Source organism: Streptomyces sp. NPDC050738 (assembly GCF_040654175.1).
In the GTDB taxonomy this organism is placed as follows: domain Bacteria; phylum Actinomycetota; class Actinomycetes; order Streptomycetales; family Streptomycetaceae; genus Streptomyces.
The window spans coordinates 183,724-201,982 of sequence record NZ_JBFAHN010000005.1 but is presented as its reverse complement, the minus strand read 5'-3'; the positions used below and the strand labels follow the sequence as shown (position 1 = coordinate 201,982).

Here is an 18,259-nt window from a genome sequence, read left to right as displayed (position 1 = left end):
CACGGCGCGCCTAGATTTGAAGTCAAGCGGCGGGTGCAGCACTCGTCCCCCGAGGTCAGACACCCGCCGCTTGCCAACTCGACAGGAGAGGGACCATGGCCGACACGGCATCGCGGACGATGATCCGCACGCAGGGACGCAAGGCGTACGCCGCGTTCGGCACCCGCCGTTCCGGCACCCGCCACCCCTTGGTGGCGGCCGTCATGGTCCTTCCCCTGGCGGTCCTGCTCCTTTTCGTCTTCGGCGGCTGGGAAGCAGTGTCCACACAAGCGTCGTCCGTGGGCGTGATGCTCGGGCGCTGAGCGGCGTCCAGGATCCGGGAGAGCGGCCCGGGCCAAGAACATCCGGCCAACAACCCCGTGGGGACGGGGGTGCGGCGGACGGCAGCGTTTGTCCGGTCAGCTGGGGAGCTGACCGGACATCGCGCTTTCCGGCACCGTTTTTTTGATGCGGTGCTCGCACCGTGCGGCGCTGGCGCGCCTCACGGGCTTCGGCCCGCTGCGCCGGGCACCGTTTTTTGATGCGGACCTCGCACCGTGCGGCGCTGGCGCGCCCCACGGGCTTCGGCCCGCTGCGCCGGACTCCGTCCGGCGAGGGTGGGGCCCGGCGTCGCGCAGAGAGCCACCGCCGGGCAGCATGCCCGCCTGCGCGTACGCTCCCCCGAGGGGACCGCATCGCACCAGCACCGGGGGAGACCATGACCGCATCCGCCGATGCCCGCGCGCTGTACGCCGCCGCCGAGGCGGCCGCCCACCGCCCCACGCCGCACGTGCCCTGCCACGCCTGCGCGAACGGTGCCACCATCCTGGCCGACCGTCCCGACGGCGCGGTCGTCCGGCATGGCGACGCCGTGGCCAAGTCCCATGCCCCCGATACGGATCCCGGCGCTCTTGACACCCGCGTGGCCGTCGCCGCGCACCTCCTCCTCGCCGGCATCCTGCTGCCCCCACTGGCGCCGCCAGTACCGGCCGCCCGGCCCGTCACCACCTGGCCCTACGGCGCCCCCGTGGACCCGGCCGACCCCGAAGCCGCCCCTTGGGAGGAGGCCGCGGCCCTTCTGGCCCGCCTCCACGCCGTCGACCCGGCAGCCCTCCCCGGCCCGCTTCCCCCGATGCGGGGCCCCGCCAAAGCCGCGCGGGCTCTGGCCCGTATGGCAGCGGCAGGAGCCGACCTGTCCGCCGCCGAGCCCGTTCTGCGGGCCTGGCGGGCCCTCCCCGCCTGGGCCAGGGACGAGGTCAGGGCGCCCGGGCCCTCGTACCTCTGTCACGGTGACCTCCACCTGGGACAGCTCGTCAGGCATCCCGCACCCACCGGCCCCTGGCAGTTGATCGACATCGACGACCTCGGCCTCGGCGACCCCGCCTGGGACCTGGCCCGCCCGGCGGCCTGGTACGCCGCAGGCCTGCTCCCGCCGGACACCTGGACCCGTTTCCTGGACGCCTACCGCGCCGCCGGTGGCCCGGCGGTTCCCCCCGACGGAGATCCCTGGCCCCTGCTCGACGTGCCGGCCCGCGCGCTCACCGTCCAGACAGCCGCCCTCGCCCTGGCCAAGTCGACGGCCGAGCGGCGCGAACTCGACGAAGCGGAGCGGGCGATGCTCGCATCCTGTGTCCGAATTGCCGCTCTCCCGCCCGAGTTGGCGCGCGATCCGTCATCGTAAGGTGAGCAGGTCACGTACCGACGGCGAGGAGTTGAGCCGAGCATGCAGTGTCCCAAGTGCCATGCACCGATGCACACGTACAACCGCAATGGCGTCCAGATCGAGCAGTGCAGCGGCTGCCGGGGGATATTCCTGGACTACGGGGAGCTCGAGTCGCTGACCCGCCTCGAGTCGCAGTGGGGCCAGCAGGCGCCGCCTCCGCCGCCCGCCCCGCAGGCGTACCCGTCAGCGCCGGCACCCGCCTGGGGCGCCCCGCAGCAGCACGGCGGCGGCCACTACGGCGGTCACCACGGCGGGCACCACCGCAACAAGGGCTTCGGCCACATGCTGTTCTCCTCCTGACCGGGAGGAACGACGAAGCCCCGGCCGTCTGGGACGGCCGGGGCTCCGGTGCTTCACGTGCGCGATACTGGGATTGAACCAGTGACCTCTTCCGTGTCAGGGAAGCGCTCTCCCGCTGAGCTAATCGCGCGGGTGACCTGCGAAAACATCCAGGCTTTCTACTGAACTGCGTGCGCGATACTGGGATTGAACCAGTGACCTCTTCCGTGTCAGGGAAGCGCTCTCCCGCTGAGCTAATCGCGCGGGACGATCCTTGCGGACCGGTAATGCATCCTACTGCGTGCGCGATACTGGGATTGAACCAGTGACCTCTTCCGTGTCAGGGAAGCGCTCTCCCGCTGAGCTAATCGCGCAAAGAGGTGGAGACGGGATTTGAACCCGTGTAGACGGCTTTGCAGGCCGTTGCCTCGCCTCTCGGCCACTCCACCAGGAGTGAATACGGGGGTTCGGGAAGATCCCCCACATCGAGCGGACGACGAGACTCGAACTCGCGACATCCACCTTGGCAAGGTGGTGCTCTACCAACTGAGCTACGTCCGCTTGTCGTTTCCGTTTCGCTTGCGCGTCCCGGCGACGTGTTGAACTCTAGCGGATTCCGGGGCCAGTACAAAAACGCGTTTGTGCAGCGTGCTGCGGTGCGTTACCTCCGGAGCGGCAGCCCGGCGCCCGCTCTAGACTCTCACCCGTGCACGACCTCGCTCCTTTGGCCCGCTTCGGCGGCCGTGTCGCCTGTGACCTGCGTGATGTCACCAGCGACCCCACAGCTCTCGACTCCTCAGGCTTTTGGGCCGTCGCCGCGGACTTCGAGGGGCGTCTGGTCTGTGCCCGCTTCGGGGACGTTCGTACGGAAGCGGTGCCGGCCCCGGGACCGGGGCGCTGGCGCGGTCCCGCGACCGGGGACTGGGCGTCCTCGCTGGACCGGGACGCCTACATCGCCGGTGTCCGGACGATCCGGGCCCACATCGCGGCGGGCGAGGTCTACCAGGCCAACCTCTGCCGGGTGCAGAGCGCCCCGCTGCCCGACCCGGACCGCGCCGACGTCGACGCCCTGACCGCGCTGCTGGCCAGGGGCAACCCGGCGCCGTACGCAGGGACAATCCGGCTGCCCGCACACGGAGTGGAGATAGCGACGGCTTCCCCCGAGCTTTTTCTGCGCCGCGACGGCCGCACCGTCGAGTCCGGCCCGATCAAGGGCACCGGCCGGACCGCCGATGACCTGCTCGAAAAGGATCACGCGGAGAACGTGATGATCGTGGACCTGGTCCGCAACGACCTGGGCCGCGTCTGCACCCCCGGTTCCGTCACCGTCCCAGCACTCTGCGCGATCGAACCCCACCCAGGTCTCGTCCATCTTGTCTCGACCGTCCGCGGCGAGCTCGAGGAGAAGGCCGGCTGGCAGGACATCCTGGACGCCGCCTTCCCGCCCGGCTCGGTGACCGGAGCGCCCAAGTCCAGCGCGCTGCGGATCATCGAAGCGCTGGAGACCGCACCGCGCGGCCCCTACTGCGGGGCGATCGGCTGGGTCGACGCCGACCGGGGCACGGCGGAACTGGCCGTCGGGATCCGCACCTTCTGGATCGACCGCGCCGAGGACCGCGGACCGCTCCTGCGGTTCGGTACGGGCGCGGGCATCACCTGGGGCTCCGACCCCGTACGGGAGTGGGAGGAGACCGAGCTGAAGGCCTCCCGGCTGCTGGCTGTAGCGTCGGGCGCGTACACAGCGAGCGGGAGGACCACGGCATGAAAATCTGGGTCAACGGCGGTCTGCGGGACGCGGCTGCGGCGACGGTCTCCGTCCTCGATCACGGGCTGACCGTCGGCGACGGCATCTTCGAGACGGTCAAGGCGACCGAGGGCCGGACCTTCGCTCTCACCCGCCACCTCGACCGGCTGACGCGCTCCGCGCGCGGACTCGGACTGCCCGACCCGGACCTGGACGAGGTACGGCGCGCGTGTGCGGCGGTACTGGAAGCCAACCCCGTCCCGCTGGGCCGGCTGCGCATCACGTTCACCGGCGGGCTCTCCCCGCTCGGCTCCGACCGCGGCGACGCGGGCCCGACCCTCGTGGTCGCGGTGGGAGAGACGTCGCGCAGGCCCGACACCACCGCCGTGATCACCGTCCCCTGGACGCGCAACGAGCGCAGCGCGCTCGCCGGACTGAAGACGACGTCGTACGCGGAGAACGTCGTCGCGCTCGCCAGGGCGCATGAACAGGGCGCGTCCGAGGCGCTGTTCGCGAACACCGTGGGGCAGCTCTGCGAAGGGACGGGCTCCAACGTCTTCGTCGTACTGGACGGCGAACTGCACACCCCGCCCGTCGCATCCGGCTGCCTGGCCGGTATCACCCGTGCCCTGGCCGTCGAATGGGCCGGAGCCAAGGAGACCGACCTGCCGCTGGACGTCCTGGACCGCGCCGAGGAGATCTTCCTGACCTCGACCCTGCGCGACGTCCAGGCGGTCGTCCGCGCCGACGGACGTCTGCTGGAGCGGGAGCCGGGTCCTGTGACCGCCAAGGCGATGCGGATCTGGGACGAGCGCGCCGCGGACGACCTGGACCCGTAAAGCCGGGAATTTCAGATGACGCCTGGTTTCGGGGCGGGTACAACTTCCCTGATGACCACTACCCTGCGGCCGACCGGACCGCTCCAGACCGGCAACGACGGCACGAGGTCTCGTCGTTACGAAGTGTGCGTGAACAGCCGCTCCGTCGGGGCGGTCAAACTCTCCACCGACGGGGATTTCGGCCCCACTTGGGCCCGCATCAGCGGTCTGCGGATCAGTGAACCGGACCGCAGGCGCGGCCGCGGCACGGTCGCCGCGCTCGCGGCCGAGGAGGTGCTGCGCGGCTGGGGGTGCGGGCAGGTACGGATCACGGTGCCCGCCCACGCCGTCGCCGCGCTGCGGATGGCGGACGCCCTCGGCTACACCGAGCGCAATCGCGCGATGCTCAAGCAACTCCCGGAGCGGCCGCCCGAGCTTCCGCAAGGGACGCGGAGCCGGGGGATGACCGAGGAGGAGTTCGTGGTCTGGAAGGCGGCGGACCTCGTCACGTATGCCCGGACCTGGATCGAGCGCGGAGTGGCGGAGCCGCAGGCCAGAGCCAAGGCCGAGGCCGATCACCGCCGGTTCCTCCCGGACGGCCTGGCCACCCCCGGAGCCTCCATCACGGTGCTGGTCGCCGGGGGTGCGCCCGTGGGGCACGTCTGGAGTGCCGTGTCCCCGGACGGCACCGGCCAGTTTGTCTACGACATCGCGGTCGACGAACAGCACCGCGGCCGGGGCCACGGCCGCACGCTGATGCTCATCGCCGAACACGAGGCGCTGGCGGCAGGTGCGACCCGGCTGGGGCTGAACGTCTTCGCGGGCAACGACCCGGCCGTCCGGCTCTATGAGTCGCTCGGTTACGAGACGACCTCGCGCCACTTCACCAAGCAGCTGCTCTAGCTTTCCGCGAGCGCCCCGTCGACGATCTCCTCGATGCGCTGCCGCAGGCCGTCCTGGCTCTTTCCGCCGTCCAGCCGCTCCTCGCCGACGACGTACGTCGGGGTGCCGGTGACGCCGATCGCCTTGCCCTCGGCCTGGTCCGCGTCGACGATCAGCAGATGCCGGCCGTCGATCAGCGCGGTGTCGAACTCCTCGGCGTCCAGGCCGAGTTCACGCGCGATCTCCAGCAGCAGGGGCTCGCCCTTCGACGCGAGCTCCTCGGTGCGGGCGAGCACGGCTTCGACGTACGGCCAGCCCTGACCCTGTTCGAACGCCTCCTCGGCGGCCTGGGCGGCCGCGTACGCGTGCTTGTGCTTCTCCAGCGGGAAGTGGCGCAGCCGCAGCTCCACGCGGTCGCCATAGCGGGCGCGCAGGGCGCGGACGTCGTCCAGGGCGCTGTGGCAGTCGGGGCACTGGAGCTCGCACCAGACGTCGAGGACGACGGGGCGGGCGGGGGAGGCGGGGGTGGAGTCGCTCATGGGCCCAGTCTCCCAGTACCCGGGAAGGACGCCTCACCGGGACCTGAGGAGGATCGTTTCCCGGAGATGTCCCTGAGGTCGTACCGGAACGTGGCATATGTGCGGGCGGCCGGTGCAGGATGGAGGGACAAGACCCCACGGCTGGAGGAGACCGGATGATTGCCGAGACCGTCGCATCCGCGGTGTCCGTGGCCGGGCTGGGCATCGCCGCGGTCACCGCGTACCGCAAGCGCTTCCTGTCGGCGACGCGCATCGCCGCCTACTCCCTGGTTCCGATCGGACTGGTGATGACGGGCGTCGTCGGCTGGGTGTCCGACATGGTGTTCAAGCCGTCGGTCTGGGCGGGATTCGGCGTGCTGGGGATCGCCTGGCTGCTCTTCGTGGCGACCAGGGCCGTCGAGCGCAAGGACGGCGGTACGCGCAAGGAACGCAAGGCCGCCAAGGCGGCGCAGCGCGAGGCGGTCGCCCCCGCCGCGTCCGCGCCCTCGCTCGGACCCGCCACCCGGCCGGCGGCGCAGCCCGCACCCAGGGCGAAGGCCGCCGCACCGGCCGAGGACTTCACCGACATCGAGGCGATCCTCAAGAAGCACGGCATCTAGCTCCCGCAGGTCAGGCCCCCCAGCCCGCCTGGGTGCCGCCCACGCGCTCCGCCGCGATCCGCTCCTGGCGCCCCGAGGCCAGATAGGCGGCGAACGGGTCCGGATGCAGTCCGGACTCCTCGCGGATCCCGGCGAGCAGCGGCCGCACATCGGTGTTGTAGGCATCCATCAGCACGGCGTTCGCAGCGAGTACGTCGCCCGAGCGCTGCGCGGCGGACAGGGCGGCGGCGTCGACGAGCAGCGCCTTGGCGGTCGCCTCCTGGACGTTCATCACGGACCGGATGACCGCAGGGACCTTGGCCTCGATGTTGTGGCACTGGTCGAGCATGAAGTTGACGCCCGCCTCGGGGGCGAGCCCGCCGTTCTGTACGACCTCGTGCATGATCCGGAACAGCTGGAAGGGGTCGGCGGCCCCGACCATCAGGTCGTCGTCGGCGTAGAAGCGCGAGTTGAAGTCGAAAGCCCCGAGCCGCTTCGCGCGCAGCAGCAGTGCGACGATGAACTCGATGTTGGTGCCCGGCGCGTGATGTCCGGTGTCCACGACGACCTGGGCCTTCTCGCCGAGGTTGAGGCAGTGGGCGTAGGCCGTCCCCCAGTCGGGGACGTCCATCGTGTAGAAGGCGGGCTCGAACAGCTTGTACTCGATGAGCATCCGCTGGTCGTCGCCGAGTCGCGCGTAGACCTCTTCGAGCGCCTCGGCGAGCCGGTCCTGACGGGCCACCACATCGTCCTGCCCCGGGTAGTTGGTGCCGTCGGAGAACCACAGCTTCAGGTCGGCCGATCCGGTGGCATCCATGATGTCGACGCAGTCCAGGAGGTGGGCGACCGCCTTGCGGCGCACCTTCGGATCGGGGTGGGTCACCGATCCCAGCTTGTAGTCGTCGTCCTGGAAGACATTGGAGTTGATCGCGCCGAGGGTCAGCCCGCGCTCCTTGGCGTACGCGGCGAGCGCGGCGTAGTCATCGACCCTGTCCCACGGAATGTGCAGCGAGACCCTCGGAGCGACCCCGGTGAACGCGTGCACCTGCGCGGCGTCGTCGAGCTTCTCGAAGGGGTCGCGCGGTACGCCGGCCTGCGCGAACACCTTGAAGCGGGTTCCGGAGTTCCCGTAGCCCCAGGACGGCGTCTCGATCGCCTGCGCGGCCAGTGCGGCCTTCACGGCCCGGAGGTCAGACATGGACAGCCCCTTGGTGAACAGTCGTGAATCGATTCATTCCGCGGTGAAGCTAGCCCCGCCGCCCAGCTCCGTCAACCCTTGACGCACCGACGGGGACGATCTAGCTTCCAGCTGGTTTGCTCTGAATCAATTCACCGAACGAGAGGCCGGATGTGCAACGCATCTGTTTCGTCCTGAGGGTCCGCCCCGACCGGCTCGACGAGTACCGGCTGCGCCACCGCGACATCTGGCCGGAAATGCGCGAAGCCCTCGCGGCCACCGGCTGGGGCAACTACTCACTGTTCCTGCGCGAGGACGGCCTCCTCGTCGGCTATCTGGAGACCGAGGACTTCGACCGGGCCCGCGCGGCGATGGACGCCACCGAGGTCAACGCCCGCTGGCAGGCGGAGATGGCGGAGTTCTTCGAGTCGCTCGACGGCAGCGCCCCCGACGAGGCGATGGAACCGCTCAGTGAGGTCTTCCACCTCGCCTGAGCCCCGACGACCGTACGATGGGCCGATGTCCGACGGCCGCGCCGGACCCGTGAATCAGGTGGGACAAGGTGGCAGGAATCAAGGACGTGGCCCGTCGCGCGGGCGTCTCGGTGGGCACCGTCTCCAACGTCATCAACCGGCCGGCGTCCGTCTCGCCCGAGACCCGGGGCAGAGTCCGGGCCGCGATCGACGAACTCGGTTACGTACGCAGCGAATCGGCCCGCCAACTGCGGGCCGGCAGCAGCCGGATCCTGGCGCTGCTCGTGCTCGACATGGGCAACCCCTTCTTCGTCGACGTCGCCCGCGGCGCCGAGCGCGCGGCCCGCAAGGCCGGGCTCGGCGTGATGGTCTGCAACAGCGACCAGAACCCCTCCGAGGAGGCCGACTACCTCGCGCTCTTCGCCGAACAGCGGGTCGCAGGCGTACTCGTCACCCCCGCCGACCCCACGGGCCGCAGCCTGGAGGCCTTCGGCCGGCACTCCATCCCGTTCGTCCTGGTGGACCGGGTGGCATCGGGCGCGGCCTCCTGCGCGGTCTCGGTCGACGACGTCCAGGGCGGCACTCTGGCCGTACGGCACCTGGTCGCGGCCGGCCATCGGTCGATCGCGTACGTCAGCGGCCCGCCCGAGCTGCGCCAGATCCAGGACCGCCGCCGGGGCGCCCTCGCGGCCCTCGCCGAGGCGGGCCTGCCGGCCGACGCGCTGGTGGAGATCGCCACCCACCGCCTCGACGTGGCGGCGGGCCGGGACGCGGGCGCGCGCCTGGTCGGCCTGGTGCCCCGCCCGACCGCCGTGTTCTGCGCCAACGACCTGCTGGCGCTCGGCGTCCTGCAGTCTCTCTACGCGGCCGGGGTCAAGGTCCCGCAGGAGATGGCCATCGTCGGCTACGACGACATCGAATTCGCCGCGGCGGCCGCCGTCCCCCTCACCTCGGTGCGCCAGCCCGCCGCGCTCATGGGACGGATGGCGGCGGAACTCCTGCTCGAGGAGTCGGGTCACATCGGCGACGGCGAGCATCTGCACCGCAATGTGCTGCTCCAGCCCGAACTCGTGGTCCGCGCCTCCAGCGTCCTGCCCCGCTGAGATCCCGCTTCTCAACGCATACGCACGCACGTCCGGACACCCACGAGATCCGGCGAACTCCCGCGGATTTCACGCGTGTTGGTCACGGAAACCGTATGCCGTGCGTCATCATCACCCCGAGATGCTCGACACATCGCGGGACGAAGTCACCGCCCCCACCACAGCCCCCGACACCTCGGCCACCGAGCCGCGGGGCTGCCTCTACGCCCTCTCCCAGCCACCCCTGATGATCTTCCTGGGGGTGGTCGGCGGCCTGCTGCTGATGGCTGCCGTGCACGACCTCTTCATGCTGTGACCGGCGCTCCCGCCGTCGGCCGCCTCAGGCGGTCGCGGCCTTGCGCCGGGCCCGGTACGCCGCCACGTGGAGCCGGTTGCCGCAGGTGCGGCTGGAGCAGTAGCGGCGAGAGCGGTTGCGCGAGAGGTCGACGAAGGCGTGCCCGCAGTCCGGCGCCTCGCACCGGCGCAGCCGCTCCTGCTCGCCCGCCACGACGAAGAAGGCCAGCGCCATCCCGCCGTCGGCGGCCAGGTGGTCCGCCATCGAGGCGCCGGGCGCGAAGTAGTGCACATGCCAGTCGTAGCCGTCGTGATCGGTCAGCTGCGGAGTGGTGCCGGCCGAGGCGACGAGCTGGTTGACCAGGTCGGCGGCTTCCTGTGGCCCCGGCGCCGCGAACACCCCCGCGAAGCGCTCTCGTACCTCGCGTACCGCTTTGAGGTCCTGCTCTCCGAGGTCGCCGACGCCGCTGATGTCGAAGGCCTGCACAAAGCCGTACAGCGCCTTCAGGTCCATGAGATTGTCCGGCTCGTCGCTCAGTGGGGCGGTGTTCACCAGGCCGACCACTGCGTCGAGGGCAATGCGGGTGTCGTGGGGGATCAGCACGATTCGCTCCCTGGGCTGCAACGGGCGGCTACCCGCCCGGATGCTGGCCGACTCTAGCGGCTCGCCCCCACAGCGCACCGGCGCCGTCCGCACGGTGGATTCCGTGGGACGGCGCCGGTGACTGCCGTATGTGGTTGTCTGCGCGGTGCCGTCGCCCCGAGTCGGACGGCACCGAGCATCTCGCGTGCTGGCTCAGTTCTCGGCCAGGATGTGCGAGAGCTCCGTGTCGAGATCGAAGTGACGGTGTTCGGTGCCCGGTGGCACGGCGGCGTCGGTCCGCTTCAGGAACGACTCCAGAGCCCGTGCCGGGGCTTCGAGAAGGGCTTCCCCCTCCGGGGAACTCAGGGCGATGCAGACAACGCCCTGACCGTGGCTACGGGACGGCCAGACTCGGACGTCTCCGGTGCCCGTGGGCCGGTGCAGGCCCTCGGCGAGGAGATCGCGGGCGAAAACCCACTCGACAGTCTCCTCGGCTCCGGTGTGGAAGGTGGCGTGCACGGCATAGGGATCGGCCGTGTCATAACGCAGGCCCGCGGGTACAGGCAGTGAGGACTCGCTCGACACAACGAGGCGCAGGTGCAGCTCGCAGCTGACCGTGGTGTTCATAAGCGCCAGGGCCTTTCGCTCAGTGTGCGCTCGGGGATTCGCACGTCGGCGAAATCGACATGCCACCTACGGTGCCGTTGTAAACCCCTCTGACCGGTTTGTGCGTCTTCGGGCCACTCGTACGGCCGAGTATCACTTTGTGCAATGCGTCCATTCCAGCGACTCCTACCGGTCCGGTAGGTTGGGCCACATGAATGCGGAGAGTGACGAGCGGAAATCGGCCGCCGTACCGGCGCCCCGAGACCCCGCCACGGGGGACGTGGCCGGAGCCGAGCCGGAGCTGGGGTCCAAGGCGCCCCAGTTCATCAAGGCGTCCAGGGCGCTGCACCTGAGCTGGCAGGTGGGCGTCTTCGTGGTGGGGCTCGCGGTCGTGGCCGCAGGCATCGTGATGCTGCCCCTGCCGGGGCCGGGATGGCTGGTGATCTTCGGCGGCATGGCGATCTGGGCGACCGAGTTCGTCTGGGCGCAGCTGGTGCTGCGCTGGACGAAGCGCAAGGTCACCGAGGCGGCGCAGAAGGCGCTCGATCCCAAGGTGCGCCGGCGCAACATCATCCTGACCGTGATCGGTCTGGTGATCATCGCGGTGCTGGTCGGGATCTATGTGTGGAAGTTCGGGATCGTCATGCCGTGGAAGATCAACGAGTGACCTCGGGGTGGTCGGGGGGGCCTGTGGGCATGCGGTAATGTTTGCGCTGCACCCGGGCGATTAGCTCAGTGGGAGAGCGCTTCGTTCACACCGAAGAGGTCACTGGTTCGAACCCAGTATCGCCCACCACCCGGACCGACGGCCCGGAGGCTTCAAGCCTCCGGGCCGTCGGTGTTTCGCTTCCGTTATCGAAACGTTTCGATGAGTTCCGTTCCAGCCATTGACGCGCCCGCCGACGCTCTCTAGCTTTTCCCGGCAAGCGCTTTCCTAAAACGATTCAATGTGCACGTGGAGGTCGGACTGTGGGTACCACTGGGAGTGTTGACCGGCGCAGCCTGCTCAAGGTGGCGGGGGCCTCGGTGGCCACGCTCGGCCTGGCGGCCGCAGGCTGTGGGGGCGGGAGCGGTTCGGGCGACGGGCCGGTCACCATCCGGTACGCGTGGTGGGGTGCCGACGACCGGGCGAAGAAGATCAACCAGACCATCGCGCTCTTCGAGAAGAAGTTCCCGAAGATCAAGGTCAAGACGGACTTCCAGCCGTACGCGGACTTCTGGACCAAGTTCCAGACCCAGGCCTCAGGCGGCAACCCGCCGGACGTCTTCCAGAACGCGATCGGTTTCCTGCGCAAGTACAACGACAAGCACGTCCTGCTGGACCTCAACGCCCAGGTGAAGGCCGGGAATCTGAGCATGGACGGCTTCCGGGCCGGGCTGGAGAAGTTCGGCGAGGTCGACGGCAAGCTGCTCGGCATACCCGTCGGCTCCAACTCGATGGCGCTGGTCATCGACAAGGACGCGTACGCGAAGGCCGGGATCAAGCCGAGGATCGGCTGGACCTGGGACGAGTACTACGCGGGTCTTGAGAAGATCCACGCGGAGCAGAAGATCGCCGGTGACACCGGGCCGATGGGGATCATGTACCTCTACGACCTGGTGCTCCGGCAGAACGGCAAGGCGTTCTTCACCGACAAGGGGCTCGGCTTCACCGAGGCCGACCTCACCGACTGGTGGACCAAGGGGCTGGCCAGGACCAAGTCCGGGATCTTCGCCGACGCGAAGAAGGTCGACCAGATCAAGCCCAAGGCGGGGCTCTCCGACGGGCTTTCGGCCGGCGAGTTCACCTGGGACAACTTCTCGGTCCGCTACACCGCCGAGGGCAAGGGCAACTACGGCCTCGCGCCGATCCCCTCCACCGACGGCAAGACCACGGGCCAGTACCTCGGCTCCCTGATGCTCAGCGGCTCGGCACGCACCAAGCACCCCAAGGAAGTCGCCCAGTTCATCAACTTCATGGTGCACGAGCCCGAGGTCGCCAAGATCATGGGCTTCGACCGGGGCGTCCCCTCCACCACCGCGCAGTTCGACGCCTTCAAGCCGACCGACGCCGTCGCGCTCGGCATCCAGGCGTACGAGACCGAGATCGCCAACGCCCGGATCCTGCAGACCATCACCCCGCACCCGGCCGGCGCCGACATCTGTGAGGCCGCCCTCCTGCGCATCGCCGGTGACATCGCTCTCGGTTCGCTCTCGGTCGACAAGGGCGTCAAGCAGTTCTTCTCCGAGGCGAAGACCGCACTCGGTTCTTGAGGGGATCAGCTGTGACACACATCCAGGACGCTGCTTCCGAGAGGCTCGTGAAGAGCTCCGGTGCGCAGGACGGTCCGGGAGCGCCTGTCGTCTCCGCCGCGTTCAAGCGGCGGGGACGGCGGGAGAACCTGGCCGGTTTCCTCTTTCTTTCCCCGTGGGTCGTGGGGCTGGTGGTGCTCACGGCCGGGCCGATGCTCGCCTCGCTCTATCTGGCCTTCACGGACTACAACCTCTTCGACTCGCCGAAGTGGATCGGGCTGCAGAACTTCACCGACATGTTCGGCGACCCCCGCTGGCAGAAGTCGGTGCGCGTCACGCTGCAGTACGTGGCCATCGGCACGCCCCTGAAGCTGCTGCTCGCACTCGGGGTCGCGCTGCTGCTCAACCAGAACCGGCGCGGACAGGCCTTCTACCGGGCGGCGTTCTACGCACCCTCGCTGGTCGGGGCGAGCGTCTCCATCGCCATCGTGTGGCGGGCGCTCTTCTCGGACGATGCCGTCGTCGACCGTACGCAGCAGCTGTTCGGTATGCAGGCGGGCGGCTGGATCAGCAATCCGGACATGAAGATCTACTCCCTGGTGCTGCTGACCGTCTGGCAGTTCGGCGCCCCGATGGTCATCTTCCTCGCCGGTCTGAAGCAGGTGCCCGGCGAGCTCTACGAGGCGGCCGAGGTCGACGGCGCGGGCGCCTGGCGGCGGTTCTGGAACATCACCCTGCCGATGATCTCCCCGGTCCTGTTCTTCAACCTGCTCCTCGAGACCATCCACTCCTTCCAGGTCTTCGGCTCCGCCTATGTCCTCGGCAGCCAGGGCTCCAGCTGTGGTCCCGCGGACTCCGTCCTCGTCTACACCTGTTACCTCTACGACCAGGGCTTCGTCGGCGGCCGTATGGGCTTCGCCTCGGCCATGGCCTGGCTGCTGCTGGTCACCATCGGCCTGGTCACGGCCGTTCTGTTCTGGTCCCAGAAACGCTGGGTGCACTACGAGGAGGCCACCCGATGAGCGCGCTCACCGGCTACCGCAGGAAGAGTGCCGGCTCGCTGGTCTGGCACATCGGCGCGTTCGTCGTCCTGGCGGTCGTTCTGTATCCCGTGCTGTGGGTGATCGGCGGCTCGCTCAAGCCGAGCAGCCAGATCGTCGGAAGCCTGGACCTCTTTCCCACGAGCCCGATCACCAAGAACTACACCCGGCTGACCGAAGGCATCGCGGACATCCCGATCTCCACCTTCTTCGTGAACTCGCTCGTCCTGGCGGTCGGTTCGGTGGTCGGCGTGCTGATCTCCTGCTCGCTGGCCGCCTATGCCTTCGCAAAGATCAAGTTCGCCGGGCGCAACGCCCTGTTCGCCGTGATGATCGGCACCCTGCTGCTGCCGTACCACGTGCTGCTGATCCCGCAGTACGTGCTGTTCCAGAAGCTGGACCTGATCAACACCTACACCCCGCTGCTGCTCGGCAAATACCTGGCCACCGACGCGTTCTTCGTGTTCCTGATGATGCAGTTCATGCGGAACCTGCCGAAGGAGCTGGACGAGGCGGCCCGCCTCGACGGCTGCGGGCATCTGCGGACGTACTGGCTGATCGTGCTGCCGCTCTGCCGACCCGCCCTGATCACCAGCGCGATCTTCACCTTCATCAACTCCTGGAACGACTTCCTCGGTCCGCTGATCTATCTCAACGAGCCCAGCAAATACACCGTTTCGCTGGGCCTGAAGATGTTCGTCGACCAGGACGCGGTCGCCGACTACGGCGGGATGATCGCCATGTCGCTGGTCGCGCTGCTTCCCGTGCTCGCCTTCTTCATGGCCTTCCAGCGCTATCTGGTCGACGGCATGGCCACCTCCGGGCTGAAGTGAGGTCGCGCAAGGGCCGCGGCCGGCCCAACTCCGCCGAAGCCGTGCTCCATTCGCGGTTCGCGATCCTCGCCGAGTCGCTGCTCACCGGAGTCTGGCTGACCCTCGCCGCGCTGCCGCTGGTCACGCTGCTGCCCGCTTTCGCCGCAGGGTGCGCGCATCTGCGCCGCCACCTGGACAGCGAGCCTTCCGGCTGGCGGGAGTTCGTCGCCGATGTGCGCGAAGCGACGCGCACCGGGCTGCGGTTCTCGCTGCTGTGGTGGGCCGGCGTCGCCGTGCTCGCCTTCGACTGGCGGGTGGCCGGCAGCGGGCTGCTGCCGGGCGGGCCGCTGCTGGTGGCCGTGGCCGTGGTCGGGCTGCTCGCGCTGGCCGTCACCGGATTGCGTACGGCTGCGGCCTGGCGGCCCGGCGGTTCCTGGGCGCTGGTCCGCAGCGCCGACGTCGGCGGATCCCTGCTGCTGGTGGGGGGATTCGCCGCGGTCGCCGCCACCGCCTGGCAGATCCCGCCGCTCGCGGCTCCGGCGGCGGGCGCGCTGGCCGCTGCCGCCGTCGCTCTGGAACGGCGCGCCGCGCTGCGCTGAGGCGTACGGGCGCGCGGTCCTCTCTCACCCCCACACCTACCTCTGTCATGCCCATGTCCCTGTGAAGTGGAGTGCAGATGTCCCCGATTCCCCGTCGCAACATCCTCAAGGCGGCTGCCGCAGCAGGTGTCGCCGCCCAGTTCTCCTGGGCGCTGGGATCCCAGGCCCAGCCGGCCGCGGCCGCCGAGCAGGCCGCCGACAGCCCCGTCGAGCTCACCTGGCTTGAAGACGGTGGGCTCGGCGCCGCGCCCGGCTCCACCGTCGGAGTGCCGTGGCCGAGAGGTACGTACGCGAAGGGCCAGGAGTTCTCCGTCGCGACCGCCGACGGCAAGCAGGTCCCCGTACAGACCTGGCCCCTCGCGCAGTGGCCCGACGGGTCCCTGAAGTGGACCGCGCACGCCCTCGGACAGGGCGTCGGCGACGGGAAGCTCACCCTGTCCGCGGGGAGCCCGGCCGCTCCCGCGAAGAAGGTGAGCGTCTCCACGAGCGGCGGCACGGTCACCGTCGACACCGGCGTGGTCGTCACCAAGCTCGGGAAGTCCGGATCCACCCTGGTGAAGACGGTGCTCAGGGGCTCCACCGAGATTGCCAAGGACGGGCGGCTCGTGCTGCTGCGGCAGGGCGAGATCGAGGACGGCGACCAGGGCGAGCAGAAGTACGAGCGGTTCGAGAGCGTCATCGGCGAGACGGTGGTCGAGCAGGAAGGTCCCGTGCGTGCCGTCGTCCGCATCGACGGCAAGCACCGCAAGGGGAACCGGAGTTGGCTGCCGTTCTCCGTCCGCTTCTACTTCTACGCGGGCGCCGAGTCCTTCCGTATGGTGCACACGATCACCTACGACGGCACCCAGGATCCCGGCAAGGCGTCCGGTGACTTCATCCGCGGGCTCGGCGTGCGCTTCACCGTCCCGATGCGCGACGCGTCCTACGACCGGCACATCCGAATCGGCGGCGAGGGCACCGGCATGATCCGGGAGGCGGTCAAGGGCATCACCGGACTGCGCCGCGACCCGGGCGCCGCCGTGCAGGCCGCGCAGTTCGCGGGCGAGAAGCTGCCCGACCCCGCCACCTGGGACCAGCGCGTCACGACGCGGCTGCAGTACATCCCCGAGTGGGGCGACTACACGCTCTCGCAGCTCTCGGCGGACGGCTTCACCCTCCGCAAGCGTACGAAGCAGGGGCACGGCTGGATCGCCGCGGGCGGCGGGCGCAGGGCGAGCGGATTCGGCTACGTCGGCGGACCGAGCGGCGGACTCTCCTTCGGGCTGCGGGACTTCTGGGAGAAGCACCCCTCGGGCCTGGACATCCGCGACGCGCACACCGACGAGGCCGAGGTCACGCTCTGGCTCTGGTCGCCCGAAGCCCAGCCCATGGACCTGCGCTTCTACCACGACGGCATGGGCCAGGACACGTACCCCGAGCAGGCCGAAGGCATCCAGATCACCTACGAGGACTACGAGCCGGAGTTCGGCACGCCGTACGGCATCGCCCGCACCTCCGAACTCCTCTTCTGGGCCAACGAGTCGACCCCGGCCCCCGAAGCCTTCGGCCGGCAGGTCGATGCCGTACGCGTGCTTCCCCAGCTCGCCGCGCCGCCCAGGCAGCTCATCAAGGCCGGCGTCTTCGGCCCCGGTCTGTACTCCGAGCCGGACCGCTCCACACCCGCCAAGGCCAAGATCGAGGACCACCTCGACTTCCTCTTCACCTACTACAAGGACCAGGTGGAGATGCGTCGTTGGTACGGCTTCTGGGACTACGGCGATGTGATGCACTCCTACGACCCGGCGCGCCACCAATGGCGCTACGACGTAGGCGGCTACGCCTGGGACAACTCCGAGCTCTCGCCCGACATCTGGCTCTGGTTCGCCTATCTGCGCTCGGGCCGCGCCGACATCTTCCGCTTCGCCGAGGCCATGACCCGCCACACCGGCGAGGTCGACGTCTACCACCTCGGCAAGTGGGCCGGGCTCGGCACCCGGCACGGCGTACAGCACTACGCGGACAGTGCCAAGCAGCAGCGCATCGCCAACACCACCTACCGGCGCTACTACTACTTCCTCACCGGCGACGAGCGCGTCGGCGACCTGATGGCCGCCAACGTCGACTCCGACGAGACGTTCCTGGTCCTCGACCCGCTCCGCAAGATCCGCACCGAGCCCTACACCCCCGACCGGCACGCACTGTCCATCGGCTTCGGCACCGACTGGAGCGGACTCGTATCGGCCTGGATGACCGAGTGGGAGCGGCGCGGACCCAAGTGGGAGAAGGCGCGCGACCGGGTCCTGTCCACCATGGAGACCATCGCCGCCCAGCCCAACGGCTTCGTCCAGGGCAGTGGCCTCTACGACCTGGACACGGGCCGTTTCGCGGTCGCCACGACCCCCGTGGTCGGCGTGTCGCACCTCTCGGCGGTCTTCGGCCTCAACGAGCTCTGCGCCGAGCTGATCGACATCATCGACATGCCCGCCTTCAAGGCGGCGTACCTCGACTACTGCCGCTACTTCAACGCGAGCAAGACCGAACAGGCCGCCCGCTACGGCAGCAACTTCGGCTCGCTGCTGCTCTTCCAGGGCCACTCGCGCCTGGACGCGTACGCCGCCGTGCAGACCGGGGACGCGGCGCTCGCCGCCCGTGCCTGGACGAAGTTCTACAAGAGCGACGGCTACACCGAAGCCTCCCCGTGGGTCACCGAGAAGCTCAGCGGCCCCGTCACCCTGGTGCCGGGCAGCGAGGCCAACTGGGTCTACACGAACGACACTTCGCTCTACGGGCTCGCGGCGATCGAGAACCTCGCCCTGCTCGGGGACAAGATGCCCGGCTGA

20 protein-coding genes and 6 tRNA genes are annotated in these 18,259 nt (G+C 69.4%); 17 read left to right on the top strand and 9 right to left on the bottom strand.

Annotated features, from left to right (window positions below; genetic code table 11):
- The first annotated feature begins 95 nt into the window (after positions 1–95).
- The 3 genes from AB0H78_RS15325 to AB0H78_RS15315 all read left to right on the top strand — a co-directional run bounded on the left by AB0H78_RS15325 (position 96) and on the right by AB0H78_RS15315 (position 2,002).
- Positions 96–302, top strand: coding sequence for a hypothetical protein (locus AB0H78_RS15325; protein WP_363234856.1), 207 nt, complete (start codon positions 96–98; stop codon positions 300–302).
- Positions 303–697: 395 nt separating this feature from the next.
- Entirely contained in the window at positions 698–1,660 is a 963-nt protein-coding gene (locus AB0H78_RS15320) for a phosphotransferase (protein ID WP_363234855.1), read from the top strand.
- Between the two features lie 42 nt (positions 1,661–1,702).
- Positions 1,703–2,002, top strand: a complete 300-nt coding sequence (locus AB0H78_RS15315; RefSeq protein WP_363234854.1) for a zf-TFIIB domain-containing protein — start codon at positions 1,703–1,705, stop codon at positions 2,000–2,002.
- A gap of 58 nt (positions 2,003–2,060) precedes the next feature.
- Here AB0H78_RS15315 and AB0H78_RS15310 read toward each other — a convergent pair.
- The 5 genes from AB0H78_RS15310 to AB0H78_RS15290 all read right to left on the bottom strand — a co-directional run bounded on the left by AB0H78_RS15310 (position 2,061) and on the right by AB0H78_RS15290 (position 2,542).
- A tRNA-Val gene (locus AB0H78_RS15310) sits at positions 2,061–2,132 on the bottom strand.
- Positions 2,133–2,173: 41 nt separating this feature from the next.
- Positions 2,174–2,245 (bottom strand) — tRNA-Val (locus AB0H78_RS15305).
- A gap of 38 nt (positions 2,246–2,283) precedes the next feature.
- Positions 2,284–2,355 (bottom strand) — tRNA-Val (locus AB0H78_RS15300).
- A gap of 4 nt (positions 2,356–2,359) precedes the next feature.
- Positions 2,360–2,430, bottom strand: a tRNA-Cys gene (locus AB0H78_RS15295).
- A gap of 39 nt (positions 2,431–2,469) precedes the next feature.
- Positions 2,470–2,542 (bottom strand) — tRNA-Gly (locus AB0H78_RS15290).
- A gap of 145 nt (positions 2,543–2,687) precedes the next feature.
- Here AB0H78_RS15290 and AB0H78_RS15285 point away from each other — a divergent pair.
- From AB0H78_RS15285 to AB0H78_RS15275, 3 genes are read left to right on the top strand one after another with little or no spacing between them, the layout of a single operon-like run.
- Entirely contained in the window at positions 2,688–3,746 is a 1,059-nt protein-coding gene (locus AB0H78_RS15285) for a chorismate-binding protein (RefSeq protein WP_363234853.1), read from the top strand.
- Positions 3,743–4,564, top strand: coding sequence for an aminodeoxychorismate lyase (locus AB0H78_RS15280; protein WP_363234852.1), 822 nt, complete (start codon positions 3,743–3,745; stop codon positions 4,562–4,564). The genes AB0H78_RS15285 and AB0H78_RS15280 overlap by 4 nt, the downstream gene beginning before the upstream one ends.
- A 51-nt stretch (positions 4,565–4,615) precedes the next feature.
- Entirely contained in the window at positions 4,616–5,446 is an 831-nt protein-coding gene (locus AB0H78_RS15275) for a GNAT family N-acetyltransferase (protein ID WP_363234851.1), read from the top strand.
- On the opposite strand, the gene AB0H78_RS15270 is transcribed toward AB0H78_RS15275, so the two are convergent.
- Positions 5,443–5,964 (bottom strand): DsbA family protein, encoded by a 522-nt coding sequence (locus tag AB0H78_RS15270; RefSeq protein ID WP_363234850.1) that lies wholly within the window; start codon positions 5,962–5,964, stop codon positions 5,443–5,445. The two genes, AB0H78_RS15275 and AB0H78_RS15270, sit on opposite strands and share 4 nt — an antisense overlap.
- Positions 5,965–6,119: 155 nt before the next feature.
- On the opposite strand from AB0H78_RS15270, the gene AB0H78_RS15265 reads away from it, so the two are divergent.
- Positions 6,120–6,563 carry a hypothetical protein gene (locus AB0H78_RS15265; RefSeq protein ID WP_363234849.1) on the top strand — a complete coding sequence of 148 codons (444 nt, stop codon included), beginning with the start codon at positions 6,120–6,122 and terminating at the stop codon, positions 6,561–6,563.
- A gap of 10 nt (positions 6,564–6,573) precedes the next feature.
- Here the strand turns inward: AB0H78_RS15265 and rhaI are convergent, their stop codons facing one another.
- Positions 6,574–7,740, bottom strand: coding sequence for an L-rhamnose isomerase (gene rhaI, locus AB0H78_RS15260; protein ID WP_363234848.1), 1,167 nt, complete (start codon positions 7,738–7,740; stop codon positions 6,574–6,576).
- 152 nt (positions 7,741–7,892) lie between these two features.
- Here rhaI and AB0H78_RS15255 point away from each other — a divergent pair, with 152 nt between their 5' ends.
- The 3 genes from AB0H78_RS15255 to AB0H78_RS15245 all read left to right on the top strand — a co-directional run bounded on the left by AB0H78_RS15255 (position 7,893) and on the right by AB0H78_RS15245 (position 9,590).
- Entirely contained in the window at positions 7,893–8,213 is a 321-nt protein-coding gene (locus AB0H78_RS15255) for an L-rhamnose mutarotase (protein WP_363234847.1), read from the top strand.
- A 68-nt stretch (positions 8,214–8,281) separates the two neighbouring features.
- Positions 8,282–9,295 (top strand): LacI family DNA-binding transcriptional regulator, encoded by a 1,014-nt coding sequence (locus AB0H78_RS15250; RefSeq protein WP_363234846.1) that lies wholly within the window; start codon positions 8,282–8,284, stop codon positions 9,293–9,295.
- Between the two features lie 121 nt (positions 9,296–9,416).
- Complete coding sequence (locus tag AB0H78_RS15245) at positions 9,417–9,590, top strand: hypothetical protein (protein ID WP_363234845.1); 174 nt, start codon at positions 9,417–9,419, stop codon at positions 9,588–9,590.
- Between the two features lie 24 nt (positions 9,591–9,614).
- On the opposite strand, the gene AB0H78_RS15240 is transcribed toward AB0H78_RS15245, so the two are convergent.
- Positions 9,615–10,172 (bottom strand): CGNR zinc finger domain-containing protein, encoded by a 558-nt coding sequence (locus tag AB0H78_RS15240; RefSeq protein ID WP_363234844.1) that lies wholly within the window; start codon positions 10,170–10,172, stop codon positions 9,615–9,617.
- Between the two features lie 192 nt (positions 10,173–10,364).
- On the bottom strand, positions 10,365–10,778 hold the full coding sequence (locus AB0H78_RS15235) for an SsgA family sporulation/cell division regulator (RefSeq protein ID WP_003987206.1): 414 nt from the start codon (positions 10,776–10,778) through the stop codon (positions 10,365–10,367).
- Between the two features lie 190 nt (positions 10,779–10,968).
- Here AB0H78_RS15235 and AB0H78_RS15230 point away from each other — a divergent pair, with 190 nt between their 5' ends.
- From AB0H78_RS15230 to AB0H78_RS15200, 7 genes are all read left to right on the top strand, one after another.
- The gene (locus AB0H78_RS15230) at positions 10,969–11,424 is read left to right on the top strand and encodes a TIGR02611 family protein (protein ID WP_363234843.1); all 456 of its coding nucleotides are present in this window, start codon (positions 10,969–10,971) and stop codon (positions 11,422–11,424) included.
- A gap of 54 nt (positions 11,425–11,478) precedes the next feature.
- Positions 11,479–11,553, top strand: a tRNA-Val gene (locus tag AB0H78_RS15225).
- Positions 11,554–11,726: 173 nt separating this feature from the next.
- Positions 11,727–13,010: an extracellular solute-binding protein gene (locus AB0H78_RS15220; RefSeq protein ID WP_363234842.1), complete on the top strand. Its 1,284-nt coding sequence runs from the start codon at positions 11,727–11,729 to the stop codon at positions 13,008–13,010.
- A gap of 47 nt (positions 13,011–13,057) precedes the next feature.
- Positions 13,058–14,011 carry a sugar ABC transporter permease gene (locus AB0H78_RS15215; RefSeq protein ID WP_363235152.1) on the top strand — a complete coding sequence of 318 codons (954 nt, stop codon included), beginning with the start codon at positions 13,058–13,060 and terminating at the stop codon, positions 14,009–14,011.
- On the top strand, positions 14,008–14,862 hold the full coding sequence (locus AB0H78_RS15210) for a carbohydrate ABC transporter permease (protein WP_363234841.1): 855 nt from the start codon (positions 14,008–14,010) through the stop codon (positions 14,860–14,862). Before AB0H78_RS15215 ends, AB0H78_RS15210 begins: the two co-directional genes overlap by 4 nt.
- Positions 14,859–15,440 carry a hypothetical protein gene (locus AB0H78_RS15205; RefSeq protein ID WP_363234840.1) on the top strand — a complete coding sequence of 194 codons (582 nt, stop codon included), beginning with the start codon at positions 14,859–14,861 and terminating at the stop codon, positions 15,438–15,440. Before AB0H78_RS15210 ends, AB0H78_RS15205 begins: the two co-directional genes overlap by 4 nt.
- Positions 15,441–15,517: 77 nt before the next feature.
- A complete protein-coding gene (locus tag AB0H78_RS15200) occupies positions 15,518–18,259 on the top strand; it encodes a Tat pathway signal sequence domain protein (RefSeq protein ID WP_363234839.1) in 2,742 nt (913 codons plus the stop codon).